A 26987-nucleotide genomic window follows, 5' to 3' on the forward strand; every position below is an offset into this window, starting at 1 on the left:
GGCGGGCACGATGGAGGCATGCGTTCCCTCCTCCGCCTCCTGCTCGGTGCCGCCCTCGTGTTCGCCGGGGCGAGCCACCTCACCTTCGCCCGCGACGAGTTCCGCGCCCAGGTGCCGGACTTCGTCCCCCTCGACGAGGACACGACCGTGCTGGCCTCCGGCGTCGCCGAGATCGGACTCGGCAGCGCGCTGCTCCTGGCACCGCGCCGTGCCCGCCGGACGGTCGGCGTCGTGGCTGCGCTGTTCTTCGTCGCGGTGTTCCCGGGGAACCTCTCGCAGTGGGTCAACCGTCGCAGTGCGTTCGGCCTCGACAGCGACGAGAAGCGCTTCGGTCGTCTCTTCGGGCAGCCGCTCCTCATCGCCGCGTCGCTGTGGTCGACGCGCGGGCAGCGGGGCTGACGGACGGGTACGCGGCTGGTGTCGCGGCGGCTTGCCCTGCACAGGGCGTTCCACGGCCGTAGCTGTCCCCAGGTCGCGGTCGCTCGCTCCGGCCGGGGAGGTGTGACGCGACGCTGGGGGCATGCCTGACAACGACATGCTCCAGCGTCTCACCTGCACCGCCGTCCGCACCGATGACGACGTCGTCGACCTCGTCTCCGCCCTGATCGAACGACCGGTCACCAGGCAGTGCTGGGTGCTCTTCCTCGACGACCGGGCGGGGCCGATCCCGTTCGTCATGCCGATCGCCGACCTGCCATGGCAGCCCGACGAGCACGTCGACGACTTCGCGGCCCTCGTGGCGGACGTCCGTCCGCAGGTCGGCGCGACCGAGGTCGTGCTCGCGTGGGAGCGGCCGGGCCAGACCCGGCTGTTCCCGGTCGACTGGGAGTGGGTCGACGCGTGCGACTGCGCCTTCTCGGAGCACGGGGTCCGGCTCCGCGGGCAGGTGGTCGTGCACGCGGGCGGGGCGGCGATGGTGCACCTCGACGACGACGAGGGTGACGACGACGAGGGTGACGACGACTCGCTCCCCGCGGCGTCGTGAGCGGTCAGCTCTGCGGCGCCGCGTCCGGGACGGTCTCGCCCGTGAGCCCTTCGACGACGGCCTTCGCCTCCGGCCAGAACTTCGCGTAGTGGTCGGGGTCGGCGTTGATCTGCACGGCGTGCGCCATCTGCGTCGGTGTCATGGTCTTCCAGCCTGGCACCTTGACGAGCTTCGTGTAGAACATCGTCGCCGCGGTGTACGGGTCCATCCGCTGCGCGTAGGTGCCCCACGCGCCGTTGTCGCGCTGCTGGAACAGCCCGCGGCTGTCCGGCCCGGCGGCGTCCCCGTGGTCGAGGTTCACCAGACTCGACTCTCCGATCGCGGTCATCACGCCGACGGCCTGCGTGTGCGGGCCGATGCCGAGGGCCTTCGCGGCCTGGATCACGGCAGCGGCATTGACGAGCCGGTCCTGGCAGAACCCGGCGACCGGGCCCGACGGCACGACGATGCCACCAACGCTCCTCGCCGCGACGGTCGGGCATGCGGGCGGTGCGGCGACGGACTGCTTCGCGGCGCCGCTCAACGAGTTCACCGCGATGACGATCACCACGACGACGCCGATGCCGATCGCGACGACACCGGCACCGAACACCGACGCGAGGGTGATGCCGACGCGGCGCATGGCGGGTCCTCTCGGGCGGGGCGGGTCAGGCGGAGCACGACGAGGGTACGTGCACCGGCTGGGAACCGCACCCCGCCCGATCGGGGGGAGCGCTGCCGCGTGGGGTCAGTCGTCCCGGCGCTCGTGCTGCTCTTCGCGGGGACGCTGGACGGCGGTGGGCTCCGTGACCAGACCGGTCGGCGCCTTCTCGGTCTGCTTCCGGCCGTGCGTGAACCACGTCACGATCCAGAGCAGCACGCCGAGCGCCAGCAGTGCCCCGGCGATCTGGTACTGCTGCGGGTCGCGCCCGGACGAGAACGGCAGCACGAGCCAGAGGCACGTCACGACGCCGATCACGGGGATGACCACGCCCGCGCGGAAGTGCCGGTGGCCGACCCGGTCGCGTCGGAGGACGAGCACCGAGGCGTTCACGACCGCGAACACGGACAGGAGCAGCAACGACGTGGTGCCGCCGAGGACCACGACGATGGGGGAGTCCGGGTCGAGCGACACCCAGCCGATCAGCGCGAGGGAGATGAGCGTCGTGAAGACGATCGCGGTGGACGGGGTGCGGCGCGTCGGCGACACCCGCGACAGGAAGCCCGGCAGGACGCCCTGCTTGCTCATGCCGTACAGCAACCGCGACGCCATCATCATGTTGATCAGCGCGGTGTTGGCGACGGCGAACATCGAGATGAACGGCAGCAGGTCGGCGATCGGGAAGTCCGGCGCGGCCGTCTGCACCACCGTCACGAGCGGCGTCTCGTTGCCGGCGAGCTCGCCGATCGGCACGACCGCCACGGCGCAGATCGACACGAGCACGTAGATGACCGCCGTGATGCCGAGCCCGGTCAGCATCACCTTCGGGAAGATGCGCGAGGGGTTCTTCGTCTCCTCGGCCATGTTCACCGAGTCCTCGAACCCGACCATCGCGAAGAACGCCAGCGAGGTCGCGGTGGACACGGACAGCAGCAGGGACTTGTCCTCGGGGGTGTCGAACAGCACCACGCGCGAGAAGTCCGCGTTGCCGCCGGCGATCGCCCAGAAGCCGATGAGGATCACCATCACCAGACCGGACAGCTCGACGAGCGTCAGCACGACGTTGGTCTTGACGCTCTCGCTCACACCGCGGAAGTTGACCGCCATCACGGCGAGCATGAAGCCCATCGCGATGAGCATCACGACGCCGTTCGGCAGCTCGAGCCCGAAGCCGGCGCCGAGGTTCGCCGCGAACGCGCGAGAGGCCGTCGACGCCGAGGTGATCCCCGAGCACATCACGATGAACGTGACGATGAAGGTGACGAAGTGGATGCCGAACGCCTTGTGCACGTAGAGCGCGGCACCGGCCGTCTGCGGGTACTTCGTCACGAGTTCCAGGTACGAGAACGCCGTCAGCAGGGCGACGGCGAACGCGATGAGGAACGGGAGCCAGGCGGCACCGCCGACCTCGGCGGCGACCTGTCCGGTCAGGGCGTAGACGCCGGTGCCGAGGATGTCGCCGACGATGAAGAGCAGCAGCAGCTTGGGTCCGAGGACCCGGCGGAGCTCGGTCTGCTCCTGCGGAGGGCGCTCGGTGTTCGTGGTGGCCATGCGCCAGCCTCTTCCGGGGGACACGACGCTGTCCACTTTCACAGGAAGCTCTCCGGAGACCGCAACGCGCCCGTGTCCTGCTCGTCACGAGCGTGTCCGGGTACCGCCCGCTACGCTCCGAGCCATGTACGACGAGTCCACCACCACCGAAGAGCCCGTCGAGTTCGCCGACTTCAACGCGAAGCTGCTCGTGCTCGACGTCCTCTGCTACGACCTCGACGTCCTCGAGCCGTACGACGCCGACGACGAGGACGAGACCGGCGAGGACGTCGACGCCGAGGGGCAGGACGACCGCGCCCGCGAGTACTACGACGACCTCGACCTCCTGCCGTCGCAGCTCGCCCTCGTGACCGAGCTGACCGTGGACACCGACCTCGAGGTGCTGCAGGACGTGCACCCCGGGTGGGAGGGATCGGACGACCGGTACGACCCGCAGAACTGGGACGACGTGCTCGACCTCCCGGCGCTCCGCATCGTGTACGCCGCGGCCCCGTTGCCGGCGCACGTGGTCGAACGGCTCAGCGCGAAGGGCGTCGAGGTGCACTCCGCCTGACGCGGGCCGGGGCACCCCGCACGGCCCGGTGCGGCCCCGCGCGTCAGCGCCCGTTCAGCGCGCGCATCTCCTCGGTGAACTTGCGTGCGCCGCCCTGCGCGGGGTGGCGCACGGCGACGGCCCCGATGCCGGCGAGCGCGAGCGCCCCCTGCGCCTTCCGCCCCACCGCGACGACGCGCACGCCGGCAGCACCGCCGAGCGCCTCCAGCAACGCGAGCGCGACCGGCGCCCCGGCCCGCACCTCGGCGGGCCGCGGTGTCCGGTTCGTCAGCCGGTCACCCGCGACGAACGGGTGGTGCGGGAAGATCGCCCACGTCAGCGGCAGCGGCCCGACCCACTCCGCCAGGGCGGCCTGCACGACCCGCGACGACGCCTCCCACGGCGCGGTCGGTTCCGGCGGCTCGAGCACGTCGAACCCGAGTGACCCGAGCTCCCGCATGCTCGTGAACGGGACGCCCGTGTTCGTCATGCCGCGCCAGCCCGGGGCCTCCGCGACGAGCAGCGTGTCCGCCGTCGGTCCGACGTGGTCGAGGTACCGCGCCATGTTCGTCCGTCGCAGCGCGCCCTCGGCGCTCGACCCGTCGAAGAGCGCCTCGGCGTCCGCCGCCACGGGCACGGCGTCGAGCGCCTCCCAGAACCGCGTGAAGCGCGCGGACGCCGCGGCACCGGGCGACGCAGCGAGCGGACCGGCAGCCACCGTCAGCCCCGCCCGAGCACCCGGCGGTACACGTCCTCCAGCCCGCCGGCCGACCGCTCCCAGCTCAGCCGCTCGGCATGCTCCCGGCCCGCAGCAGCGAGCCCGGCGGCGTACGACTCGTCGGTCAGGATCCGCTCGATCTCCGCCGCCCAGACGCCCGGGTCGCGGGACTCCAGCACCACGCCGGTCTCGCCGTCGACCACTGCCTCGCGCAGCCCACCGGCCGCGGCAGCCACGACGGGCACCCCGGACGCCGAGCCCTCCAGCGCGACGAGGCCGTACGTCTCGGAGTGCGACGGCACGAGCACGGCTGCCGCGCCGCGGAACAGGAACGCCAGGTCGGCACGCGACTGCGGGCCGATGAAGGTGACGCGGTCGGCGACGCCCCGCGACTCGGCGAGCCGTCGCAGCTCGGCCACGTAGTCGCCCGCCTCGCTCGAGGCGTCGCCCGCGATGACGAGGGTGGGGCGCGCCTCCAGGTCGATGCCCGCGATCGCCTCGATCGCCAGGTCGAGTCCCTTCAACGGCTGCACCCGCGCGGCGGCGACGACGTAGGGGGTGGCGGCACGACGCGCGCCGACGGCGGCCGGGCGGAAGACGGACCCGTCGACGCCGGGCGGGACGATCCAGATACGGGCGGCCGCGCCGCCGAGGCGGGTGCGGACGGTGTCGGCCTCGGCCTCGGAGACGACCACGACGGCGTCGGAGTCGTGTGCCAGCATCCGCTCGCCGGTCATCCGACCCTCGGACTCGGGGCGCTCGCCCTCGGACAGCGGCGTGGCCGAGTCGGCGGCGATCGAGTGGAAGGACTGCACGTGGGGGATGCCGCGCTCGCGGGCGACGGGCAGCGCTGCCGCGCCGGAGAACCAATGGTGCGAGTGCAGGACGTCGTAGGGGCCGAGTCGTTCGAGCTCATGGCGGAACGGTTCGATGAAGGCGTCGTGCTCGCCCTTCGGCACCGGCTCCGCGGGCCCGGCGGAGAGGAACCGCAGGCAGACCCCGGGCAGGAGCGACACCGAGTCCGGCTGCGTCGGAGCGGAGCGCCGGGTGACGATGTCGACGACGTGCCCACGGTCGGCGAGTGCCTCGGCCTGGTGCCGGACGACGACGTTCATGCCGCCGACCTCGCCGGAGCCGGGCTCGTCGCCGGGGGAGGTGTGCAGCGACACCAGCCCGATGCGCAGGGGTTCGGTGGTGGTGCTCACCGGGCAAGCCTACTCAGCGGGTCGCCGCTGGGACGGGCGCGCGGGCGCCACGATCACCGGCCGGCGGCCCGCCTCGTCCGGCGGATCGGACGGGAGGCACGGATCGCCGCCCAGGATCTGCACGCGTCCGTCGCCGTGTCGCTCCCAGTACGCGGCCGTCCAGGCGCAGAGCGCCCCGTCGAGCAGGTCCTCCCGGTGCTTGTGCGTCGGCCCGTGCAGCCCGGAGGGCTCGGCGAGCCCGGCGGTCAGCGGGTGCGAGTCGAGCAGCAGCGGCGGGTCGAGCGGCGTCGTCCGGAGCCGGTGCACGAGCCGGTCGAAGGCCACGGCGCGGGCTGCCCGGGCCGTCGCCGCCGGCACCTTGAGATCGAGGCGCTTGTACCGCGGCCGTTCGTCGTCGTACCCGAGCTCCTCGACGCCGACGAGGGTCGTGTACGGGTAGCACTCGAACGCGGCCGGTTCGGTCCGCTCCCGCATCGCCGCGGTCGACGACACGTACCCGACGCCGAGGGCCGCCAGCCGGTCCAGCAGTCGGGCGCCGGCGCTCGCCGCGGACGCGAGGTTGGTCGGGTTCGCCGCGACCTTCCACCGGCCGTAGCGCTGCCCGACCTGCCGTTCCGCCTCGCGGATGCCCGTCGGGTTCGTGACGACGAGGGAGGCGTCCACGGCGATCAGGGTCCGCGGTCCGAGGTGCTCGGCGATCCAGGTCGTCACGGCGTCGACGCCGCGGGCCCAGCCGGCGTCGGTGATCGTGCCGTCGTCGGACATCGCGACGAGGCCGGTCTCGTTCGCGGGCTTCCGGTCGCTGCCGAGTCCCCACGCCAGGTCCACCCCGAGGTACGCCGTCACCCGTCCATCGTGCACCGTGTACGTTCCCCTGCATGGCGAGCGAGGCGACGACGCTGACGGTGCCCGGTCCGGACGGCGATCGGCAGGTACGGATCAGCAGCCCCTCACGCGTGCTCTTCCCCGAGGTCGGCATCACGAAGCTCGACCTGGCGCAGTACCTCGTCGCGGTCGGGGACGCCTTCGTCCGGGCGAACGGCGACCGACCGATCTCGCTGCAGCGCTTCGGGTCCGGCATCGACGGGGACTCGTTCTTCTCGAAGAACCCGCCGAAGGGTGCCCCCGACTACGTCCGCGACGTGGTGGTGACGTACCCGAGTGCCCGATCGCACCCGCAGCTGGTGATCGACGAGCCGGCCGTCGCGGTGTGGGCCGCGCAGATGAACACCGTCGTCTTCCACCCGTGGGCGAGCCGCGCGGAGGACTCCGACCACCCGGACCAGCTCCGCATCGACCTCGACCCGCAGCCCGGCACCGACTTCCACGACACCGTGCCGATCGCGCACGAACTCCGCGGGGTGTTGGCCGAGGCGGGGCTGACGGCGTGGATCAAGACGAGCGGCAACCGCGGCCTGCACGTGTTCGCGCCCATCCGTCCGGAGCACGAGTTCCTCGACGTGCGGCACGCGGTGATCGCTGCCGCACGGGAGCTCGAGCGGCGGATGCCGGAGCGGGTGACCACGGCGTGGTGGAAGGAGGAGCGCGGCGAGCGCGTCTTCGTGGACTTCAACCAGGCGAACCGCGACCGGACGATGGCGGGTGCCTACAGCCCGCGAGCGCTCGCCCACGCGAGCGTGTCGACGCCGATCACGTGGGACGAGCTGGACGGGGCCGACCCGCGGTCCTTCACGGTGCTGACGGTGCCCGAACGGCTGGCGGCCATCGGCGACCCGTGGGAGTCGATGCACGACGAGCCCGGATCGATCGCGACGCTGCTCGAGTGGTGGCAGCGGGACCTCGACCAGGGGCTGGGGGAGCTGCCGTTCCCGCCGGACTTCCCCAAGATGCCGGGGGAGCCGCCGCGCGTGCAGCCGTCCCGGGCGAAGAAGCCGAGCGCCTGAGGCGACTCAGCCCCTGCAGCGCGTCAGGCGGCGGTGGCGTCCTCGACGCGCCGCGTCGGCTCGGCGACCCGGGTGGTGTGGGTCGGCAGCGAGACGCTGGCGGTGTGCAGGCGCGTCAGGCGGGACCACGTGCCTCGGTGTGCGTCGCTGATGCCGTCGATGATCATGTCCCGCTCCGATCCGGTCAGGGCGGCCGTGTGGCCGCTCGTGTGCTGCTGCTGCAACACTGCCACGGAGTAACTAGTTTGCCTAACTACGTGGATCACGCGAGCGGCAAATGGACAGTCCGCGCCCTACGCGAGCACGTCCTGCAGGTCGTAGGCGGCCGGGACCTCCAGCTGGTCGAACCCGCACGACCGGGCGTCGCGGTCCGGGCGCCAGCGCTCGAACTGCACGGTGTGCCGGAACCGGTCGCCCTCCATCTGGTCGTACCGCACCTCGAGCACACGGTCCGGCGACAGCCGCACGAACGACGTGTCCCGGCCCGACGAGAACCGCGACCGTTCCCCGTCACCGGTGACGGGCCTCCCGTCCGCGTCGCGGAGGACCACCGGGTCGAGCTCCTCGACCAACTCGACCCGCCGCTTGTCGGAGAAGGCGGAGACGCCGCCGATCTGGCGGATCTCGCCGTCGTCGTCGAACAGGCCGACGAGGAGCGATCCCACGCCGGTCCCGCTCTTGTGCACGCGGTACCCGATCGCGACGACGTCGGCGGTCCGGTGGTGCTTCACCTTGAGCATCGAGCGCTTGTTCGGTTCGTAGGGCTTCGCGCGGGGCTTCGCGACGACGCCGTCGAGGCCCGCTCCCTCGAAGGTCGTCAGCCACTCGCGGGCGAGGTCGACGTCGAGCGTCGTCCGGGTGACGAACAGCGGATCGGCGAGGTCCGCCGCGAGCGACTCCAGGCGGGAGCGGCGCTCGTCGAACGGCAGGTCGAGGAGTTCCTGCCCGTCGACGGCGAGCAGGTCGAACGCGACGAACTGCGCGGGCGTCTCGACGCTGAGCTTCGCGATCCGCGACGCCGCCGGGTGGATGCGCTGCGACAGCGCCTCCCAGTCCAGCCGCTCCGCGCCCGGCTCGCCGGAGCGGAGCACGACCTCGCCGTCGAGGACCACCGGGTGGTCGCGCGCGCCGAACTGCGCCCGGAACGCCTCGACGAGTTCGGGGAAGTAGCGGGTCAGCGGCTTGGCGCCGCGGCTGCCGATCTCGACGTCGTCACCGTCGATCGTCACGATGCCGCGGAAGCCGTCCCACTTCGGCTCGTAGCGCAGGCCGCCGCGGACGCTGTCCGGCTCGGGGACGGCGGGCACGGCCTTGGCGAGCATGGGTGCGATGTCCATGTGGTCCTGTCTACTCGCGGCGGTCGCGGCGTCCGGTCGGCCTGGAGGCGCGGCTCGTCCGGTCCGACCGGTCGCGTCACTAGGGTGGTCGCGTGACGACCGCGCCCCCGCCGGCAGCACCGGCACCGGACCCGATCAGCCCCGTGCAGGCCGCCGCGCTCCGCGCCGGCGTCCTGCCGCCGCCGGAGCAGGTCCGCCCCGGCGTGTGGACGTTCGCGGTGCCGTTCCGCTCCGGCGTGGTCGACGCGACGCTGGTGTACGTGGTCGCGGGGTCCGACGGGGCGTTGACCCTGATCGACCCGGGGTGGTCCGCCGACGACGACCTCGGCGCGCTGCGGGCCGGCCTCGACGCGGTCGGGCTGTCCCTCGACGCCGTCGGCCTGGTCGTCGTCACGCACCTGCACGCCGATCACCTCGGCGCGGCTGCCGCGGTCCGTCGGGCGACCGGCGCCCGGGTCGCGATGCACCGGCTCGAGGTCGAGGCACTCCGCCACGAGCGCGCGGACGCCGTCGCCCTCGACGCCGACATCGCGACGTGGGGGCTGCCCGATCAGCTGCGCGCCGGCGTCGTCGCGCAGTGGGGGAGCGGCCGTCGGATCGGGCTCGGCCGGACCGCCGAGCCCTGGGCCGACCTACTGCTCGAGGACGGTGACGTGCTGCCGGTCGCCGGCCGGACGATCCGCACGCTGTGGACCCCGGGGCACACGGCGGGCCACTGCTGCTTCGTGGACGAGGCCGACGGGTTGCTCTTCACGGGCGACCACGTCCTGCCGCGGATCAACTCCGGCATCGGCCTCGGCGGACGGACGCCGGCGAACCCCCTCGGCGAGTACCTCGCGTCGCTCGGGCGGCTCGACGGGTACCCGGACCTGGAGGTGTGTCCGGGGCACGAGTACCGCTTCCGCGACGTCGTGACCCGGGCACGGACCCTCGCGCGGCACCGGGAGGAGCGCTCGCGGCACGTCGCCGCCGCGCTCGACGCCCTGTCGTCACCGACCCTGTACGAGGTGGCGTCGCGGGTGCCGTTCAGCGGCGGGATCGGGTCGATGACCGGGTTCCTGCTCGCGAGCGCGCTGACGCAGACCGCACTCCACGCCGACCTGCTCGGCCGCGCGGGAGAGATCCGGCCCGCCTGACCGCGGGTCGACCGTGGCGGGTACTCCCGATTCCAGGCGACCGCGGTCCGTCGTCAGACGACCGTGGCGGCGAGGCGCTCCAATGTCGTGCGGGCGTCGGCGAACTCGGCGGCCGCGTGGTCGGCGAGCGGGGCGAGGTCCGGGATCCGGTCGGCGAGCGTCGCGCTCACCGTCACCGGGTAGAGCTTCATGCCGAGCGCCGTGCCGAGGACCAGGTGCAGCACGGGCGACCCGTGGTCCCAGCCCTCGGTCGGGGTGCCCGCGTCGTACGTCGCGCCGCGGCTCACCACGGCCACGACGGGCCGGCCGGCGAGGGGCTGTACGTCGCCCGCGAGGACCCCGGGCACGTGCACACGGTCGATCCACGCCTTGAGCGTCGACGGCACCGTGTAGTTGTACAGCGGCGCCCCGACCACGACGGCGTCGGCCGCGAGCAGCTCGTCGATGACGTCCTGCCGGAGCGCCTCCGCCGCGGGGTCGACCGACTCCTCCGCCGTGCGGTCCGCCGCAGCCCAGTGCAGCGCCGAGGTCTCGAGGTGCGGGAGCTGGTCGACGTGCAGGTCCCGCCGCACGACGGTGTACTCCGGGCCGCGAGCGCGCCAGGCGTCCGCGAAGGCGGCGGTCAGCGCCCGGGAGCGGGAGTGCGCGAGGTCGGCGGACGAGTCGATGTGCAGGAGGGAGGGCATGGCGACCACGCTACCGACCGGCGGCCGACGGATGACGAAGACGGCCCCGTCCTGCCGCGAGGGGCGGGACGGGGCCGAGGAGGGCCTCCCGTCCGACGCGCGGGCACGCGACGGACGGGAGACGTGTGGGGGACGGATCAGCGCTGCGCGCGACGGCGGCGGTACGCGCCCGCGCCGATGATGCCGGCGCCGGCGGCGACGAGGCCGAGCGCCCAGGGCAGGGCGCCGGTGGCGTCCGAGCCGGTGTAGGCGAGCTCACCGCGACCGCCGACCGGGGTGACGACCGCGACGGTCGACGCGACCGGCTGGACCTCGACGGCGAACGACGTGCTCGCCAGGGCGCCGCCGGAGACCGTCAGCGTGTGCGTCGAGGCGTGCGGGAAGGTGACGCCGACGACGCCCTGGGCACCGTCCTCGGTGTACGGCGCGACGACGTCGCTCGCGACGTTCGAGGTGACGGTCGGGACGAAGGTCGAGTTGCCGTCCTCGTCGGTCGAGTCGATCAGGTTGCCGAAGCGGTCGACCTGCTCGCCACCGACCAGGAGCGTGCCGCCCTGCTTGACCGTCGGACGGCCGCCGGGCACGAAGTCGACCGAGTCCGGGAAGCCGTCGGAGTCGAAGGTGATCTCGATGGTCGACACGCTGCCGTCGGGTGCGATCACCCACTCGGTGACGTCCTTCGCGTCCTCGCTCGCGTCGGCCGCGTCGAGCGTGTAGGCGAGGATGCCAGCAGCAGCCGCGGGGTCGACGGTCAGCTCGACGTACTGCGTCGTCGACACGGTGCCGCTGGTCGCGGTCACGGCGAAGTCGTAGTAGCTGGCGAGCTCGGTCGAGCCGCTGAGCTCACCGGTGGCGGCGTCGAAGGTGATGCCGTCGGGGAGCTGGTCGGCCGGGGTGAACTCGCCGTCGGTCTCGTCCTGGACACCGGCGGCCGCGATCGACGAGGCCTGCGAGCGGGAGGAGACGATGCTGTCGCTCTCCTCGTCCTCGTCCGCGTAGAACCAGTCGAGCTTGTACGTCGGCGCGGGCGAGCCCTGGGCGCGGAACGTGTACGAGAACGTGTCGCCGGCGGTGGTGTCGAGGAAGAGCGGGTCGTCGGCGTCGGCGCCCTCGGTGGTGGGCTTGCCGTCTGCGCCGAGGAAGGCGGGGTCCTGCGTGATGACGGCGGACTCGGTCGTCGCCGTGCCCTTGTCGCCGTCGACGCGGTCACCGGTGACGGTGAGGGTCACGGTCTTGCCGGCCTGCGCGGCGTCCACGACGTAGAACTGCTTGTTCGACAGGACGGCACCGGTGGTCGTGTCGGTCCAGACCCAGCGGAAGTCACCGTCGGCCTTGAAGCCCGTCGAGTCGCCCGTGAGCTGCGAGCCCACCTTGGTCGTACCGGAGATGGTCGCGGTCGGCGCGGCTGCGGCGGGGTCGGCGGCCTTCGGGGTGACCGTGGTCGGGGCCGGCGTGGTGGTGGTGCCCGTGCCGGTGCTGCCCGGCGTGGTGGTGCCCGAGCTCGCGCCGGCCCCGCCGGTGCTGTCCGGCGTGGTGCCGTCGGTACCCGTGCCGGAGCCGGAGCCGGAGCCGGTGCCGGCGTCCGTACCGGTGCCCGGAGCGGTGGGGTCCGTGCCGGCGTCGGTGCCGGTGGTCGTGCCCGAGCCGGACGTGGCCCCGGCGTTCGGGTCGGTCGTGCCGGTGCTCGTGCCCGAGCCGGACGTCGAGCCCGCGTTCGGGTCGGTCGTGCCGGTGCCGGCAGCGGGTGTCTGCGTGGTCGTGTCGCCGGTGTCGGCGTGGGCGGCGGTCGCGGTGACGATGCCGAGGCCGGTCGTCAGGACGACGAGGGCGGCGGTCGTGCCGACGGCGCAGGCGCGTCGGACGGTGGAAGTGCTGCGGCGCACGTGTTCCCCCAGGGTTCGAGTCCGGTCGGGTGCCGGACCAAAGAATCTGCCGAGAATCCCCGGCATGCTCGGATCGTACTGATAGACGCGCGCGATCCGGGGTTCGGAAACCGAAATGTGACCATCGTTGGGGGTCGGCGTGCGGAACGCCGCCGACCGGGACCCTCGAGGGGGCCGGTCGACGGCGCTCGCACTCCCGGTGCTGGCCCGGTGCTCCCGGAGCGGACTCGGCTCAGCGCACCGTCACGGTGAACGCGGTGCGGCCGCCCTCCTGCGCGACCGTCAGGCGGTGCGACGCCGCCGACGAGATCGCGACGACCGTGGAGTCCTGCGCCCCGGCGACGATCCGGTCGGCACGGACCGAATCCGTCACCGTCGCGGCAGCACCGCCGGCGTCCGGCGCGCGGAGCACGTTGCCCGCGGCGTCGACCCCGACGCCGCTGACGCTGAGCCGCTCACCCGCGGTGACAGCGACGGAGGTGACGGTCCGGGCGGGTGCCGTCAGCGACGCGCGTTCCTGCACGACACCGTCCGGCAGGACCTCCCACGTCGGCGAGGTCGTGCCGACGGGCGTCACGAACGTCCGGACGCCGACGGGCGCACCGGGCAGCACCGTGAGGCGGACGTACGCGCGCGCCTCGGAGCCGCCGGACAGCGCGACGACGGAGAAGTCCCACGTCCCGGCCTCGGTGCCGGTCCCGCTGAGCACGCCGCTGTCGCTCGTCACGACGAAGTGGTCGGACGCCCGCGGCGAGTCGTTCGTCAGACCGGGCCCCTCGTCCATCGCGAAGGCCACCGTGCCCGTGGCGTCCGTGCGGAACCGGTGCGCGAAGGCCACTCCCGACCGTGCGGTCAGCAGGATCGGCCGCGTCGCCGACGACGGCTCCGTGAAGGCGAGCGGCGCCGTGTGCGCAGGCGTCGGGTGCGCCGTCGCCGTGCGACCGGTCGGCTGGCGGGTCGCCGTCACGGTGCGGGCCGTCGACGTCGGCGACGTCGTGACCGGCGTCGTCGCCGGGGCGACCGCCGCGTGCCGCTCGGCGACCGCGTGCGGGTCGGAGGCGTGGGCGGAGGCGGCGACCGCCCCGACGCCGATCGAGGCTGCCGCGACGGTGGCGACGGCGACACCGATGACGACGGCGCGGTGGCGCGCCGGAGAGTTGTTCGTACGCATGGATCCCCCAGTGGATTCTGGTCGTGGGGGCGGCGTTCCGTCCCCGTCACAGATGACCGTAGGACCGCGGACGCCCCGTGCACCGGTGGGCCGGTTGCGGTTCGGTCACGGCGCGATGCGAGTCTCCACAGGCTCCTGACCTGGGGTTTCTCACAGCAGTGGTGGTGACGGCCGTCGGACGGGAGGCGCGGTGCCGGCTGGCACCGTGCCTCCCGTCCGACGCGTGGTCGCGTCAGGCGCGACGGCGGCGGATCCGGTGGACCAGCAGGCCGCCACCGGCGGCCAGGAGGCCGAGTGCCCAGGCGAGCGGGCCGGTCTCGTCGGCGCCCGTGTAGGCGAGGTGGCCGGAGCCCGTGGTCGTCGTCGAGCCCGCCGTCGTGGCGGTCGGGGCGACGTCGAACGGGATCGTCAGCGACTCGCCCTGGTACGCGACGGTGACCACGTGCGGGGAGGCGTGCGGGAAGGTGATCCACGTCGCCGCGGCCTCGGGGTCGTACGTGATCCGGTCGCTCGCGACGTCGCTCGTGATCGACAGGTCGTCGTGCGTCCCGACGGCGTTGCCGAAGGCGTCGACCGGGACCGCGCGGAGCATCCAGGTCGAGCCCTGCCGGACGCTGATCGAGTCGACCCGTTCCTCCTGCCCGTCCTCCCAGTGCGTGATCGCGCCGTCGACGATGCCCCAGCTCTCGCCGCCCGCAACGGTCTCCACGTCCGAGAGGACGGCCGCCTGGAAGCCGGCCATCGCGGCGGCGGCCGTGTCGATCCGGGCCGGGATCACCGTCTCCTGTCCGCCACTCGTCGCGACCACCTGGAAGTCGAACCAGTCCGCGCGGGTGGAGCTGCCGGTCAGGACACCGGTCACCGGGTCGATGGCGATCGTCATGTCGTTCCAGTCGAGGTCCTCGGCGTCGATCGCGCCGCCGTCTTCGTCGCGCAGCGTGTAGCGGACGCCAGCGGGGTCGGGAGCGCCGACCGTGGCGAAGGTGTGGCTGAACCCCTCGCCGGCGGTCGCGTCGACCGTCAGGGGACGGTCGACGCTCGACTGCTCCGTGAACCCGAACGGCTCGTCGGTGACGACGATGGTGACCGAGGTCGAGACACCGCCCTCGGAGACCGTGACGGTCCTCGTGCCGGCACCGGTGAAGACCACCCGGTTCGAGGCGCCCGCCGGGTCCCACGTCGCGGTGTCGGCGGCGTTCGTGCTCGTCACGGTGGAGCGCGGGTACTCGTCGCCGGTCGGCGGCGTGGTCTGGTTGCTGGGGGTCGTCGGGTTGCCCCAGGCGTCGACCGCGAGGCCCGCGAACGTGTACGTCGCGCCGGCCACCGCCGGGATCGACGGGACGAGGTGTGAGTCGCCGGCGTCGTACTGGCGGACGGTGCCGTCGGTGTTCACCTGCCAGCTCGACACGGCTGCGTCGGAGCCGACACTGTAGGTGACGCCCACCGGTGCGCCGGGTTCGACGACGAGCTGCACGTACTGGACGGCCTGCTGCTGGCCGTCCGTCGCGGTCACCGTCAGGCGGATGGACGAGGCGAGGGTGCTCAGCGGGGTTCCGCTCAGGACGCCGGTGCGCTCGTCCCACTCCCACTCCGAGAACTTGTCGCTCGGGGTGAAGCGGTAGGTGAGGGGAGCGTCGCCGCCCTCGGCGGTGAAGGTGTGGGAGAACGGCTTGCCGGCGGTCGCGGTGAGGACGATCGGGGCGTCGGCGGAGGACGGGGTGGACCACGCGACGCCGGTGGCCGCGGTCGGCTGCGCGTCGGTGCCCGGGGCGGTGGTGTCGGTGGTCGCGGTGCCGGCGCCGGTGCTGCCGGTGTCCGTGCTGCCGGTGCCGGGGGCGGTGCCGGTGCTCGTGTTGCCGGTGTTGCCCGTGCTGCCGGGGCCGGGGGTGGTGCCGGTGCTGGGGCCCGTCGCGGTGTCGGCGTCCGTGGCGCCTCCGGCGGACCCGCTGCCGTCGGCGCTCGTGTCGGCGGCCCCGGCCGTGGACCCCGTGGTGGGAGCGGTCGTGGTGTCCGTCGCGCTCGTGCCGCTCGTCGCGCCGGGGTTGCTCGTGCCGCTCGTCGTGGTGCTCGTCGCGCCGGCGTCCGTCGTCGCGGCGGAGGCGGCGGTGGCACCGATGCCGAACGCCGACGAGGCCGCGACGATCGCGACGACCGCCCCCACGGCGGCGTGACGGCGGAGCGAGTACGTGCAGGACTGCTTCATGGGATCCCCCTCGGATCGTCGGGCACCCGATGTGCCCTCACCCCGGAGTTGTCCCGAGCGGACCCGGTCCTGACGGTCGTCGGGTCACGGATCGGTCACGGTGTCAGGCGACCGCCGCAGCGGCGCGCTCGAGTGCCGCGCGGAGCGTCCGCACCGCGGGGGAGGACGCGGCCGCCGTCCGGACCACGGTGAAGATCGTGCGGCGTGGCCGACCCGGCAGGTCCACCAGCCGGCAGGTCGTGGTCCGGCCCGTCCACATCAGGTCGGGCATGAGGCTGACGGCGTTCCCGGACTCGACGAGCCGGATCTGCGTCTGCAGGTCGGCGGTCTCGTACCGGACGTCGGGCTCGAAGCCCCACTGCCGGCACATCTGCTCGGCGAAGTGCCGCGAGGCGGTGCCACGCGGCTCCATCACCCACGGCAGCGCCTCGGCGTCCGCGATCGACGACACCGGTGCCAGGGCGGTCTCGACCGGGGGCAGCGCGAGCCGGACCTCGTCCGCGGTGAGGTCGGCGCGTTCGAGACCGGAGAGGTGCGGTGCGGCGTGCGCCGGGTACTGCTCGGCGATGACCATGTCGAACTCGCGGGCCCAGGTCTCGTGCAGGGCGGTCTCGGGCTCGCGCTGGACCATCTCGATCCGGACGTCCGGGTGCGTCACCGCCATCTCGTGCAGTGCGTTCGGCATGAGCGCGAGCGCCGCCGACTGGAACACCGCCACCCGGACGCGTCCCTGCACGGTCGGGAGGGTCGACTTCACCTGGGCCTGGGCGGTGTCGAGCACGTCGAGGACGTGCCCGGCCGCCTGCACGAGCACCTCGGCCTGCGGGGTGAGTTGCAGCCGCCGTCCGGCACGGCGGAGGAGCGGCACACCGGCCTCCCGCTCGAGCACCGCGAGCTGCTGCGAGACAGCCGACGGCGTGAAGTTCATCGCCTCGGCGACGGCGGCCACGGTGCCCCGGATCGACAGCTCGCGGAGCAGGACCAGGCGGCGGACGTCGAGCATGCAGAAACGATAGTGGAACTGAACGGAATGCATCAGGAAGAGTCGCTTCCGCTACACGTTCCGCAGGATCCACACTGAGGCCATGACCGACCTGCACGAGCACCCTGTCACCGACGCCACGGCGCCCCGTCCGGACGACCTCGCGGACCAGTCCGTCGCGCTCGTGCGCCAGTGGCTGGCCGAGGCGGAGACCTACCCGGTGGACGGCTCCGCGAAGCAGCTCGCCGGGGTCCTCGCCGACCCGAAGGGCCTCGCCTTCGCGGTCGGGTTCGTCGACGGTGTCGTCCGTCCGGAGGACCTCGGGGTCGCCGCTCGCACCCTCCGGCAGATCGCCCCCGACGCCCCCGGGTTCCTGCCCGCCGCGCTGCGCGGCCTCGTGCGCCTCGGCGGTGGCATGGCCCCGGTCCTGCCGAAGGTCGTCGTGCCCGTCGCGCGACGGGTGCTGCGCGACATGGTCGGCCACCTCATCGTCGACGCGACCGACGCCAAGCTCGGCCCGGCGATCGCGAAGATCAAGCGCGACGGCGTCCGCCTCAACGTGAACCTGCTCGGCGAGGCCGTGCTCGGCGAGCGCGAGGCCTCCCGTCGCCTCGACGGCACGCACGCCCTGCTCGCGCGCGACGACGTGGACTACGTGTCGATCAAGGTCTCGTCGACCGTCCACCCGCACTCGCCGTGGGCGTTCGACCACGCGGTCACCGACATCATCGACAAGCTCCGTCCGCTCTTCCGTCGCGCCGCCGCGGCCAGCCCGTCGAAGTTCATCAACCTCGACATGGAGGAGTACAAGGACCTCGACCTGACCATCGCGGTCTTCACGAAGCTCCTCGACGAGCCCGAGTTCCTCCAGCTCGAGGCCGGCATCGTGCTCCAGGCGTACCTGCCCGACGCGCTCGCCGCGATGGAGCAGCTGCAGGAGTGGTCCGCCGCTCGACGTGCCCGCGGCGGCGCCGGCATCAAGGTGCGCCTGGTCAAGGGCGCGAACCTGCCGATGGAGCAGGTCGAGGCCTCGCTGCACGGCTGGCCGCTCGCCACCTGGCACACCAAGCAGGACTCCGACACGAACTACAAGCGCGTCCTCGACTGGGCGCTCACTCCGGAGCGGGTCGAGAACGTCCGGATCGGTGTCGCCGGGCACAACCTCTTCGACGTCGCGCACGCCTGGTTGCTTGCCGGGCAGCGCGGGGTCCGAGACGGCATCGAGTTCGAGATGCTCCTCGGCATGGCGCAGGGGCAGGCCGAGGCCGTGCGTCGCACCGTGGGTTCCCTGCTGCTCTACACGCCGGTCGTCCACCCCGGCGAGTTCGACGTCGCGATCGCCTACCTGATCCGCCGACTCGAAGAGGGCGCGTCGCAGGAGAACTTCATGTCGGCGGTCTTCTCGCTGGCGTCCTCGCCCGAGCTCTTCGCCCGCGAGGAATCGCGCTTCCGCGACTCGCTCGCCCCGCTGGCGCTGCCCGGCGGCCTCGACGCGCCGGCCTCGCACCGCGTCGCCGACCGCTACGCGGCCGTCGAGCGTCCGCGCGTCGGGCACTTCGAGAACACACCGGACAGCGACCCGTCGGTCGAGGCCGTCCGCGCCTGGGGCGCCGCCATCACGGCGCGGGTCGCGTCCTCCACGCTCGGCACCGCCGCCGTCCAGGAGGCGCGGCTCACCTCCGCCACGCAGCTCGACACCGTCCTCGGTCGCGTCCGGACCGCTGGTGCCGAGTGGGGGCAGTGGAGCGGTGCCGCCCGCGGCGCGGTGCTGCACGCCGTCGGCGACGCGCTCGAGGCGAACCGTGCAGCCCTGATCGAGGTCATGGCGTCCGAGACCGGCAAGACCATCGACCAGGCCGACCCCGAGGTGTCCGAGGCGATCGACTTCGCGCACTTCTACGGCGAGCTCGCCGCCTCGCTCGACACCGTCGACGGTGCGTCCTTCACGCCCGCGGCGCTGACCCTCGTCGCTCCGCCGTGGAACTTCCCGGTCGCGATCCCGGCCGGCTCGACCCTCGCCGCGCTCGCCGCCGGGTCCGCCGTGGTGCTCAAGCCCGCGCCGCCCGCCGAGCGCTCCGGTGCCGTCCTCGCGTCGGTGATCGAGACCGCCCTCGACGCGCACGGCGCCCCGGCGGACGTCCTCGCCTTCGTGCAGGTGCCCGAGGACGAGCTCGGGCAGCAGCTCGTCGCGTCGCCGCTCGTCGACCGCGTGATCCTCACCGGCGCGTACGAGACCGCCGAGCTCTTCCGCTCGTTCCGGCCCGACCTGCCGCTGCTCGCCGAGACCTCGGGCAAGAACGCGATCATCGTCACGCCCTCGGCCGACCTCGACCTCGCCGTGAAGGACGTCGTGGCCTCCGCGTTCGGGCACGCCGGGCAGAAGTGCTCCGCCGCGTCGCTCGTGGTCCTCGTCGGCTCGGTCGCGACGTCGCGGCGCTTCCGCTCGCAGCTCGTCGACGCGGTGTCCTCGCTCACGGTCGGGTACCCGAGCGATCCGACGACGCAGATGGGCCCGGTCATCGAGCCCGCCGCCGGCAAGCTCCTCGACGGCCTCACGACGCTCGGCGCGGGGGAGTCGTGGGCCGTCCAGCCCCGCAAGCTCGACGAGTCCGGCAAGCTCTGGAGCCCGGGCATCCGTGACGGTGTCCGACGCGGCTCGGCGTTCCACCGCACCGAGTACTTCGGTCCGATCCTCGGCATCATGACCGCGCGCACCCTCGACGAGGCGATCGACATCGTGAACGAGGTGGACTACGGCCTCACCTCCGGCCTGCACTCCCTCGCCGCGAGTGAGATCGGCACGTGGCTCGACCGCATCGAGGCGGGCAACCTCTACGTGAACCGGGGCATCACGGGGGCGATCGTCCGTCGGCAGCCGTTCGGCGGCTGGAAGAAGTCGGCGGTCGGTGCGGGCACGAAGGCCGGCGGGCTGAACTACCTGCTCGGCCTCGGCTCGTGGTCGCCCGCGACGGCCTCGGCCGACCTGCCGGTGTCCGCGCCGGTCAGCTCCTTCGTCCGCGCGACGGGCGTCACGTCCGAGTCGCTCGACCGGGCGCTCGCGTCCGACGAGCAGGCCTGGCGCACGCTCTACGGCACGGCGACCGACGTGTCCGCGCTGTCGGCCGAGCGGAACATCGCGCGGTACCTGCCGTTCCCGAGCGTCCACGTCCGCCTGTCGGACACCGACGCCGTCGACGACCTCGTGCGCGTCGTCGCAGCGGCCGTCCGTACCGGCACCACGGTCGACGTGTCGTCGCCCGTCGCGCTGCCGGACGCGGTCGGCGCCGCGATCCGTGCGCTGCCGGTCGTCCGGTCCGTCGCGCAGTCCCAGTCCGACGAGTCCTTCGCGGCCCGGGTCGCCGCCGGGCCCTCCACCCGGGTCCGACTGATCGGCGGGGACGCCTCGGCGCTGTACTCCGCGATCGGCGGACGCCCCGACGTCGCCGTCTACTCGGAGCCGGTGACCGAGGCCGGCCGACTCGAACTGCTGCCGTTCCTCCGCGAGCAGGCCGTGTCGATCACGGCGCACCGCTTCGGGACGCCGAACCACCTCACCGACGGCCTGATCTAGGCCGACGCGCGGCTGCAGCCGGTCCCGCCGCGGGTTGTCGGGAACCTGGGGGTGACCCACCTGAATACCTTGGGCAAGTGGATCGAGGCACGAGTCCGGATCAGCCGGCGGAGCGACGAGTCAGCGCTGCGGACCGCGTCGGTGCTGCCCTGCTTCTCCCGGCGCAGGGAGGGTGGCTCGCGCTCGCCCTGGCGTACGGCGGCATCTGGTGGGCAGTTTGGGCGGTCCTTCTCGCCGCCCTTGTGGCCGTTGTCATCCAGACGGTGACGACGGCGAGGCACAGAGGTCGGTCACCTCGACCGCTTCTCCTGACGACTGTCCTGGCCCTGGTGCTCGGATGGGTCATTGCCGCTGTCGTCATCCGGAGCGCGCTATGACTGCTTCGGGACGCCGAACGACCTCACCGACGCGTTGATCTGGCCCGACTGGCCGATTCACGACGTGTGTCGGGGATCGGCCGGTCAGACGGCCAACGGACCCGGTAGGAGAGGTGCATGTGTGAGTCGGCGCAGTGCCTCGTGTGCGGCAAGTCCACCTGGACCGGGTGCGGAGACCACGTCCGTCAGGTCCTCCGAGGGGTGCGCCGACGCGACCGCTGTCAGGGTCACGGGCTGCCGCAGCAGCTACTCGAGGAGAACGGCATCAGCTGACCGACGTGGCAGTGACGTCGGCTGGAGACTCGTTGGGGACGCGCTGGCCGGTAGCCGCACGGCCTCCGCTGCCGTCCAGTCGCACGGCGTTGGGTCGGTGGCATGACCGACCAGATCGCCCAGCCCCTCGGCCTCGCCCACGTGCGGGTCACCGTCACCGACGTCCACCGCAGCAAGGCCTTCTACGAGATGCTCCTCGGCACCGCGCCGGCGATGGACTTCAGCGAGCACGCCGACGAGCCCGGCATCGACCAGGACCGTGAGCGGCTGTACGGCGGCTGCATCTTCCCGGTCGGCGAGCAGCTCTTCGGCCTCCGTCCGGTCGCCCCGAGCGGGCAGCGCTTCGATCCCGACACGGTCGGCCTCGACCACGTCAGCTTCCTCGTGGGATCGGTCGCCGAGTTGCACGCAGCGGCATCACGGCTCGACGCTGCCGGGGTCGAGCACGGCGACGTCACCGACATCGGCGAGATGGTGATCCTGTCCGTGCAGGACCCGGACGACATCAACCTCGAGCTCGCCGCAGTGAAGGGCTGAACCGGGTCAGGCCGGATCGACCGCCATCGTCGACGCGACGAGTGCGCGCAGGGTGTCCGGCAGGGGGACCGGACGCCGTGCGCCCTCACGGTCGATGATCACGTGCACGAACTCACCCGTCGCGAGCAGCGCACCGTCGGACTGCCGGAACAGGCCGAACTCCCACGACAGGCTCGTGTTCCCGAGGCGCTTCGACCGCATGCCGACCTGGATCACGTCGGGCCACACCGCCGACTCGACGAAGTGGCAGCTCGACGACACCAGCACCGCGATCCACTCCGACGCGAACGGGTCGAGCCCCGCCTGCTCCCGGAACCAGTAGGTCGAGGCGTTGTCCATCGCGCTGTAGTAGATCGTGTTGTTGACGTGGCCGAACATGTCGTTGTCGTTCCACCGGGTGGGGTAGTCACGGTGGAACGGGAAGTCGGCGAGGTGCATGGGTCTCCTTGTGGGATCAGCGGTCCGGTGCCGCGGTGGTGGGGCGGAGCACGTACTCGAACGTGGCTCGTGCCCGGTCGGGTGCGGGGGTCTCGCCCGAGATCAGGTCGGCGTACGTGAAGGACTCCGAGATGCGGACGAGCAGTCGGGCCAGCTCCTCACCGGAGAGCGGTGCCGGGTCCACCGTCTCGGCGACGAGCTCGGTGACGCGGGCCACGAACCGGCTCTGCACGTCGCTCTCCGAGGTGGTGAGCAGGCGGAGCGCACGGGCGGGTTCGCGGGTGAGGAAGACCCGGAAGTAGGGCGCCTCGATCAGGTCCGCCGTGAAGCGGTCGAGCACGTCGACCAGGCGCGCGGCCCCGGAGGGGGCGGCCGCGGCGGCAGCCGCGTCGAGGGTGGGGACGGCGAGCGACCAGAGGATCTCGGACAGCAGTCGGTCGCGGTTGCCCACCCACCGGAACAGCGACGTGCGGTCCACGCCGAGCGACGACGCCAAGGCGCCCATGTCGATGCGTGAGCCGGCGATGAAGGTGTGCCGCGCCTCCCGGAAGGCGCGCAGCGCAGAGTCCGATGTGTAGATGCGTGCCTCCCTTGCAACGTTTTCGAGATTGATGCATCGTAATCACATGGCAACGACGTCTCCTGCACCCACCCTCCTCGAATCGGACTTCTACGGCTTCCAGTCGCAGCTGACCGACCAGGAGCGGGCCTCGCTCGGGCGGCTCCGGGAGTACCTCAAGCGCGAGGTCGCGCCCATCGCCGACGAGTTCTGGGCGCGTGCCGAGTTCCCACGGCAGGTCGTCGCGCCGCTGAGCGAGCTCGGCATGTACGGGCCGGGCATCCCGCTCGTGCGGCAGTTCGAGAACTCGGCCGTGTACCGCGGGTGGGCGGCGCTCGAGCTCGGGCGCGTCGACGCCAGCGTGGCGACGTTCATCGGGGTGCAGTCCGGTCTCGCGATGAACTCGATCTTCGTCGCGGGCAGCGACGAGCAGCAGCAGGAGTGGCTCCCGCGGATGGCGAGCGGCGAGCTGATCGGCGCGTTCGGTCTCACCGAGCCGCTGTCCGGCAGTGACTCGGCCCGCGGGCTCCGCACCACCGCTCGGCGTGAGGGCGACGAGTGGGTGCTCGACGGTGCGAAGCGCTGGATCGGCAACGCCACCTTCGCGGACGTCGTCGTCATCTGGGCGAAGGACGTCGCGGACGAGCAGGTGAAGGGCTTCCTCGTCACCACCGACACCCCGGGCTTCACCGCCACGAAGATCGAGGACAAGATCGCGCTCCGCGGCGTGCAGAACGCCGACATCGTCCTCGACGGTGTCCGCGTCCCGGAGGCGCGTCGGCTCCAGCGTGCCGACTCGTTCCGCGCGACCGCCGAGGTGCTCCGTCTCACCCGGACCGAGGTCGCGTGGCAGGCGATCGGCATCGCGGTGGGTGCGTACGAGGCGGCGCTCGACTACGCCCGCACCCGCATCCAGTTCGGCAAGCCGATCGCGGCGCACCAGATGGTGCAGGACCTCCTCGTGAGGTCGCTCGCCAACATCACCGCCTCGATCGCGCTGTGCACGCAGGCGTCGGCGATGCAGGACGCCGGCACGGGGCGCGACGAGCACTCCGCGATGGCGAAGGCGTTCGCGACCGCTCGGATGCGTGAGACCGTGGGCTGGTGCCGCGAGGTGCAGGGCGGCAACGGGATCGTGCTCGAGAAGGGTGTGGCGCGGTTCTTCGCGGACGCCGAGGCGATCTACTCGTACGAGGGCACGCGCGAGGTGAACACGCTCATCGTCGGGCGGGCGATCACGGGTCAGGCCGCGTTCGTCTAGCGACCGCGCACGTCTGCGTGACGGCGTCTGCCGGGCTCGTGCGCCTACGCCCAGAACGCGGCGACGGCCTCGGCGACCGCGGCACCCTGCCGCCGACCGGCATCGGCGGACGGAGCCTGCGTCGACAACGACAGCGAGTTCGCGCCGAAGGCCTGCTGCGAGGCGCTGTCCGCGACGACGACCTCGACCGAGCTCCCGCCCGCGCGCAGCCCCTCGACCGCGATGTCGAGCCACGGCCCGAGCGGCGACGGCCCCTCGGGACCGCACGCCACGACGAGCACCCGCTCGTACCCGGCGGCGACGTCGGCGTTCGTGGCGGAGCGCAGCCCGCCGTCGTAGTGCGGGCGTCCTTCGATGCCGACCGGCGACCACACCAGCGGCACCGAGCAGCTCGCCGCGGTGGCCCGGGCCAGCGGGACGCCGTCCGCCGCGGTGAGGACCCGGAACGTGCCGTCGGTCGCGTCGATCGTGGTGAGCGCGAGCGGCTTCGCGGGCCACTCGGTGGACGGCAGCGTCTCGCCGAACGTCGCGACGCGCTCGTCGTCGGTCTGGCCGCCGGTGACCTGCTGCGCGAGCAGGCCGAGGCGGGCGCGGGCGTCCTGCTCCGAGGTCGCGCCCTCGAGGACGGCGCCGATGCGCTGCTGGAAGTCGTCGCCGCCGATCGGGACGGGCTCCTCGTAGGTGGTCGGCACGGGAGCGTGCTGCTGGTCGTACGCCTGCTGCAGCGCGTGCGCCCGGACGAACGAGCCGACGACGCTGCCGGCGCTCGTGCCGACCACGAGGTCCGCGGCGTCGAGATCGGCCCCCGCGTCCTGCAGCGCCGTCAGGACGCCGAGTTCCCAGGCGATGCCGGCGACTCCACCGCCCCCGAGGACGAGTGCTCTGGTTCCGGGCGCGGGCGTCGAGACGTCGGTCATTCCTCCTGCTTACCAGGCGACGGACGGGAGGCGCGTGGCGGGCCCGCCACGCGCCTCCCGTCCGTCGGCGGGTCAGCCGTTCAGGCCGCGCCGTGGCTGGCGCGGCTGCGCCGCGACAACGAGTCGATGATGACCGCGAGCAGCAGGACCGCGCCGGTGATCATGTAGCGGATCGACGAGTCGAGGCTGAGCAGGGTCAGGCCGTTCGAGATCGACTGGATGACGATGATGCCGAGCAGCGCCGACCACGCGCTGCCCCGGCCGCCGAACAGGCTCGTCCCGCCGATCACCGCGGCGGCGATCGCGTTGAGGTTCGTGTCGCCGGCACCCGAGGAGAGGCTGGCGGAGTTCAGCCGCGCAGCCGCCAGGATGCCGCCGACGGTGGCGAACAACGAGGTCAGCACGAACACCGAGATGTAGATGCGGTTCACCCGGATGCCGGAGCGTCGGGCGGCTTCGACGTTGCCACCGACCGCGTAGACCGACCGGCCCCAGCGGGTGCGCTTGAGCAGGAAGTTCATCAGCACGACGAGGACGACGAAGAACACGAACGACGTGCCGGTGCCGAAGTCGCGGGACAGGTACCAGACCATCACCGCGAGCCCGACGAACAACAGGACCGACTTCGTGATCGTCAGGGACATCGCGCCCGTGGAGAGCCCGGCCTTCCGGCGGCGGGCGGCACGGCGGACCTCGGTGACGAACAGTCCGCCGGCGGCGATCGCGGCGAGCAGGTACGCGAGCCACGGCGGCAGGTACGACGCCGAGGCGAACTGCACGATCGGGTCGGTGTACGGCAGGTTGATCGACCCGTTCGGCCCGAGGATGAGCAGCTGCAGGCCGAGGAAGCCGAGCAGGCCCGCGAGGGTGATCACGAAGCTCGGGACCCCGAACCGGGTGAAGAGCAGTCCGTAGAGCAGACCGGCGGCCGCACCGACCGCGAGGGCGACGACGAGGACGAGCCAGAGCGGCCAGCCGAGGGTCGTGAGCCCCTGCCCGAGGATCGCCGCGGCCAGGCCGCTGACGCTGCCGACGGAGAGGTCGATCTCGCCGAGGAGCAGGACCAGGACGATGCCGATCGCGATGGTGCCGACCGCGGCGCACTGCAGCGCGAGGTTGACGAGGTTGCCGGGCGACAGGAAGTCGGGGGAGAGGGCCTGGAACACCGCCCAGATGACGATGAGGCCGACGACCACCGGCAGCGAGCCGATGTCGCCGCCGCGGACCCGGCGGACGAATGCCTTCGCGGCGCCGCCCAGACCCTGGTCGCGGAGGAGCCGCTCGTCCTGCAGGTCCGCCGCCGACGCCGTCGGGGTGGCCGCGGTGAGGGTCTCGTCGGTCTTGCTCATGCTGTCGTCTCCTGCTCGGTCCGGGCGGCCGCACGGCGTGTGACGGCGTTGTCGGTGGCGCCGGTGATCGCGGCGATGATCTCCTCGTAGGAGACGTCGTCGATGCGGAAGGTGCCGTTGTTCCGGCCGAGTCGCAGCACCGCGACCCGGTCGGCCACGGCCTGCACGTCCGCGAGGTTGTGGCTGATGAGGATCACCCCGAGGCCACGCTCACGGAGGCGCTCGACGAGGTTCAGGACCTCGGCGGTCTGCGCGACGCCGAGCGCGGCGGTCGGCTCGTCGAGGATCACGACCCGCGGGTCCCCGATCAGCGAGCGGGCGATCGCGACGGTCTGGCGCTGGCCGCCGGACAGCGACGCGATCGGGATCCGGACCGAGGGGATGCGGGCGGCGAGCTGCTGCAGGAGCTCCCACGAGCGGCGTTCCATCTCCTCCTCGTCGAGGAACGGGTGCACGATCTCACGGCCGAGGAACAGGTTCGACACGACGTCGAGGTTGTCGGCGAGGGCGAGATCCTGGAAGACGGTCGCGATGCCGAGGTCCTGCGCGGCGGCGGGGTTCGGGACGGTGACCTCGTCGCCGCCGAAGGTGATGGTGCCGCCGTCGGGCGTGTAGACCCCGGCGAGGATCTTCACGAACGTCGACTTGCCGGCGCCGTTGTCGCCGACGATCGCGACCACCTCGCCCGGGTACACGTCGAAGTCGATGTCGCTCAGGGCCTGGACGGCGCCGAACCGCTTCGTGATGCCGCGGAGGGACATCACCGGCTCGG

General features: G+C 72.6%; 26 protein-coding genes. 9 read left to right on the forward strand and 17 right to left on the reverse strand.

What is annotated here, in order from left to right:
* Positions 1-18: 18 nt before the first annotated feature.
* Positions 19-399 carry a DoxX family protein gene (locus ACY3FI_RS05955; RefSeq protein ID WP_462550316.1) on the forward strand — a complete coding sequence of 127 codons (381 nt, stop codon included), beginning with the start codon at positions 19-21 and terminating at the stop codon, positions 397-399.
* A gap of 121 nt (positions 400-520) precedes the next feature.
* Positions 521-985 carry a hypothetical protein gene (locus ACY3FI_RS05960; RefSeq protein ID WP_462549860.1) on the forward strand — a complete coding sequence of 155 codons (465 nt, stop codon included), beginning with the start codon at positions 521-523 and terminating at the stop codon, positions 983-985.
* A 4-nt stretch (positions 986-989) separates the two neighbouring features.
* Here ACY3FI_RS05960 and ACY3FI_RS05965 read toward each other — a convergent pair whose 3' ends face one another.
* Both ACY3FI_RS05965 and ACY3FI_RS05970 read right to left on the reverse strand, forming a co-directional pair.
* Positions 990-1607 (reverse strand): hypothetical protein, encoded by a 618-nt coding sequence (locus ACY3FI_RS05965; protein WP_462549861.1) that lies wholly within the window; start codon positions 1605-1607, stop codon positions 990-992.
* Between the two features lie 105 nt (positions 1608-1712).
* A complete protein-coding gene (locus ACY3FI_RS05970; RefSeq protein WP_462549862.1) occupies positions 1713-3176 on the reverse strand; it encodes an APC family permease in 1464 nt (487 codons plus the stop codon).
* Positions 3177-3300: 124 nt separating this feature from the next.
* Between ACY3FI_RS05970 and ACY3FI_RS05975 the strand changes: the two genes are divergently transcribed.
* Positions 3301-3729 carry a DUF6892 domain-containing protein gene (locus tag ACY3FI_RS05975; protein WP_462549863.1) on the forward strand — a complete coding sequence of 143 codons (429 nt, stop codon included), beginning with the start codon at positions 3301-3303 and terminating at the stop codon, positions 3727-3729.
* A 43-nt stretch (positions 3730-3772) separates the two neighbouring features.
* Here ACY3FI_RS05975 and ACY3FI_RS05980 read toward each other — a convergent pair whose 3' ends face one another.
* The 3 genes from ACY3FI_RS05980 to ACY3FI_RS05990 are packed head-to-tail and all read right to left on the reverse strand — an operon-like array spanning position 3773 to position 6477.
* Positions 3773-4426, reverse strand: coding sequence for a uracil-DNA glycosylase (locus ACY3FI_RS05980; RefSeq protein ID WP_462549864.1), 654 nt, complete (start codon positions 4424-4426; stop codon positions 3773-3775).
* A gap of 2 nt (positions 4427-4428) precedes the next feature.
* Entirely contained in the window at positions 4429-5631 is a 1203-nt protein-coding gene (locus ACY3FI_RS05985) for a glycosyltransferase (RefSeq protein WP_462549865.1), read from the reverse strand.
* Between the two features lie 9 nt (positions 5632-5640).
* Positions 5641-6477 carry a DUF429 domain-containing protein gene (locus tag ACY3FI_RS05990; RefSeq protein WP_462549866.1) on the reverse strand — a complete coding sequence of 279 codons (837 nt, stop codon included), beginning with the start codon at positions 6475-6477 and terminating at the stop codon, positions 5641-5643.
* Between the two features lie 32 nt (positions 6478-6509).
* On the opposite strand from ACY3FI_RS05990, the gene ligD reads away from it, so the two are divergent.
* Positions 6510-7535: a non-homologous end-joining DNA ligase gene (gene ligD, locus ACY3FI_RS05995; RefSeq protein WP_462549867.1), complete on the forward strand. Its 1026-nt coding sequence runs from the start codon at positions 6510-6512 to the stop codon at positions 7533-7535.
* A 23-nt stretch (positions 7536-7558) separates the two neighbouring features.
* Here the strand turns inward: ligD and ACY3FI_RS06000 are convergent, their stop codons facing one another.
* Both ACY3FI_RS06000 and ACY3FI_RS06005 read right to left on the reverse strand, forming a co-directional pair.
* Complete coding sequence (locus tag ACY3FI_RS06000) at positions 7559-7768, reverse strand: hypothetical protein (protein ID WP_462549868.1); 210 nt, start codon at positions 7766-7768, stop codon at positions 7559-7561.
* A 60-nt stretch (positions 7769-7828) separates the two neighbouring features.
* On the reverse strand, positions 7829-8872 hold the full coding sequence (locus ACY3FI_RS06005) for an ATP-dependent DNA ligase (RefSeq protein WP_462549869.1): 1044 nt from the start codon (positions 8870-8872) through the stop codon (positions 7829-7831).
* 92 nt (positions 8873-8964) lie between these two features.
* Here ACY3FI_RS06005 and ACY3FI_RS06010 point away from each other — a divergent pair, with 92 nt between their 5' ends.
* Positions 8965-10008, forward strand: coding sequence for an MBL fold metallo-hydrolase (locus ACY3FI_RS06010; RefSeq protein ID WP_462549870.1), 1044 nt, complete (start codon positions 8965-8967; stop codon positions 10006-10008).
* A 53-nt stretch (positions 10009-10061) separates the two neighbouring features.
* Here ACY3FI_RS06010 and ACY3FI_RS06015 read toward each other — a convergent pair whose 3' ends face one another.
* The 5 genes from ACY3FI_RS06015 to ACY3FI_RS06035 form a co-directional block, all read right to left on the reverse strand.
* Positions 10062-10694: an FMN-dependent NADH-azoreductase gene (locus ACY3FI_RS06015; RefSeq protein ID WP_462549871.1), complete on the reverse strand. Its 633-nt coding sequence runs from the start codon at positions 10692-10694 to the stop codon at positions 10062-10064.
* Between the two features lie 137 nt (positions 10695-10831).
* Positions 10832-12577, reverse strand: coding sequence for a hypothetical protein (locus ACY3FI_RS06020; RefSeq protein ID WP_462549872.1), 1746 nt, complete (start codon positions 12575-12577; stop codon positions 10832-10834).
* Between the two features lie 232 nt (positions 12578-12809).
* On the reverse strand, positions 12810-13748 hold the full coding sequence (locus ACY3FI_RS06025; RefSeq protein ID WP_462549873.1) for a hypothetical protein: 939 nt from the start codon (positions 13746-13748) through the stop codon (positions 12810-12812).
* Between the two features lie 232 nt (positions 13749-13980).
* Positions 13981-15951 (reverse strand): hypothetical protein, encoded by a 1971-nt coding sequence (locus tag ACY3FI_RS06030; protein WP_462549874.1) that lies wholly within the window; start codon positions 15949-15951, stop codon positions 13981-13983.
* 103 nt (positions 15952-16054) lie between these two features.
* A complete protein-coding gene (locus ACY3FI_RS06035; protein WP_462549875.1) occupies positions 16055-16954 on the reverse strand; it encodes a LysR family transcriptional regulator in 900 nt (299 codons plus the stop codon).
* Positions 16955-17036: 82 nt separating this feature from the next.
* On the opposite strand from ACY3FI_RS06035, the gene ACY3FI_RS06040 reads away from it, so the two are divergent.
* From ACY3FI_RS06040 to ACY3FI_RS06045, 3 genes are all read left to right on the forward strand, one after another.
* Positions 17037-20504 (forward strand): proline dehydrogenase family protein, encoded by a 3468-nt coding sequence (locus ACY3FI_RS06040; protein ID WP_462549876.1) that lies wholly within the window; start codon positions 17037-17039, stop codon positions 20502-20504.
* 494 nt (positions 20505-20998) lie between these two features.
* Positions 20999-21154, forward strand: a complete 156-nt coding sequence (locus tag ACY3FI_RS17010) for a DUF8730 family Cys-rich protein (protein ID WP_502306214.1) — start codon at positions 20999-21001, stop codon at positions 21152-21154.
* A 102-nt stretch (positions 21155-21256) separates the two neighbouring features.
* Positions 21257-21691 carry a VOC family protein gene (locus ACY3FI_RS06045; protein ID WP_462549877.1) on the forward strand — a complete coding sequence of 145 codons (435 nt, stop codon included), beginning with the start codon at positions 21257-21259 and terminating at the stop codon, positions 21689-21691.
* A 6-nt stretch (positions 21692-21697) separates the two neighbouring features.
* Here the strand turns inward: ACY3FI_RS06045 and ACY3FI_RS06050 are convergent, their stop codons facing one another.
* Positions 21698-22129: an acyl-CoA thioesterase gene (locus ACY3FI_RS06050; RefSeq protein ID WP_462549878.1), complete on the reverse strand. Its 432-nt coding sequence runs from the start codon at positions 22127-22129 to the stop codon at positions 21698-21700.
* Positions 22130-22145: 16 nt separating this feature from the next.
* Entirely contained in the window at positions 22146-22634 is a 489-nt protein-coding gene (locus ACY3FI_RS06055; RefSeq protein ID WP_462549879.1) for a QsdR family transcriptional regulator, read from the reverse strand.
* Between the two features lie 121 nt (positions 22635-22755).
* Between ACY3FI_RS06055 and ACY3FI_RS06060 the strand changes: the two genes are divergently transcribed.
* The gene (locus ACY3FI_RS06060; RefSeq protein ID WP_462549880.1) at positions 22756-23949 is read left to right on the forward strand and encodes an acyl-CoA dehydrogenase family protein; all 1194 of its coding nucleotides are present in this window, start codon (positions 22756-22758) and stop codon (positions 23947-23949) included.
* A gap of 44 nt (positions 23950-23993) precedes the next feature.
* On the opposite strand, the gene ACY3FI_RS06065 is transcribed toward ACY3FI_RS06060, so the two are convergent.
* From ACY3FI_RS06065 to ACY3FI_RS06075, 3 genes are all read right to left on the reverse strand, one after another.
* On the reverse strand, positions 23994-24866 hold the full coding sequence (locus ACY3FI_RS06065; RefSeq protein ID WP_462549881.1) for a patatin-like phospholipase family protein: 873 nt from the start codon (positions 24864-24866) through the stop codon (positions 23994-23996).
* A gap of 80 nt (positions 24867-24946) precedes the next feature.
* A complete protein-coding gene (locus ACY3FI_RS06070) occupies positions 24947-26215 on the reverse strand; it encodes a sugar ABC transporter permease (RefSeq protein WP_289458698.1) in 1269 nt (422 codons plus the stop codon).
* Positions 26212-26976, reverse strand: a complete 765-nt coding sequence (locus tag ACY3FI_RS06075) for an ATP-binding cassette domain-containing protein (RefSeq protein WP_462550318.1) — start codon at positions 26974-26976, stop codon at positions 26212-26214. The genes ACY3FI_RS06070 and ACY3FI_RS06075 overlap by 4 nt, the downstream gene beginning before the upstream one ends.
* Between the last annotated feature and the right edge of the window lie 11 nt (positions 26977-26987).

This window comes from Curtobacterium sp. RM9, assembly GCF_054956955.1.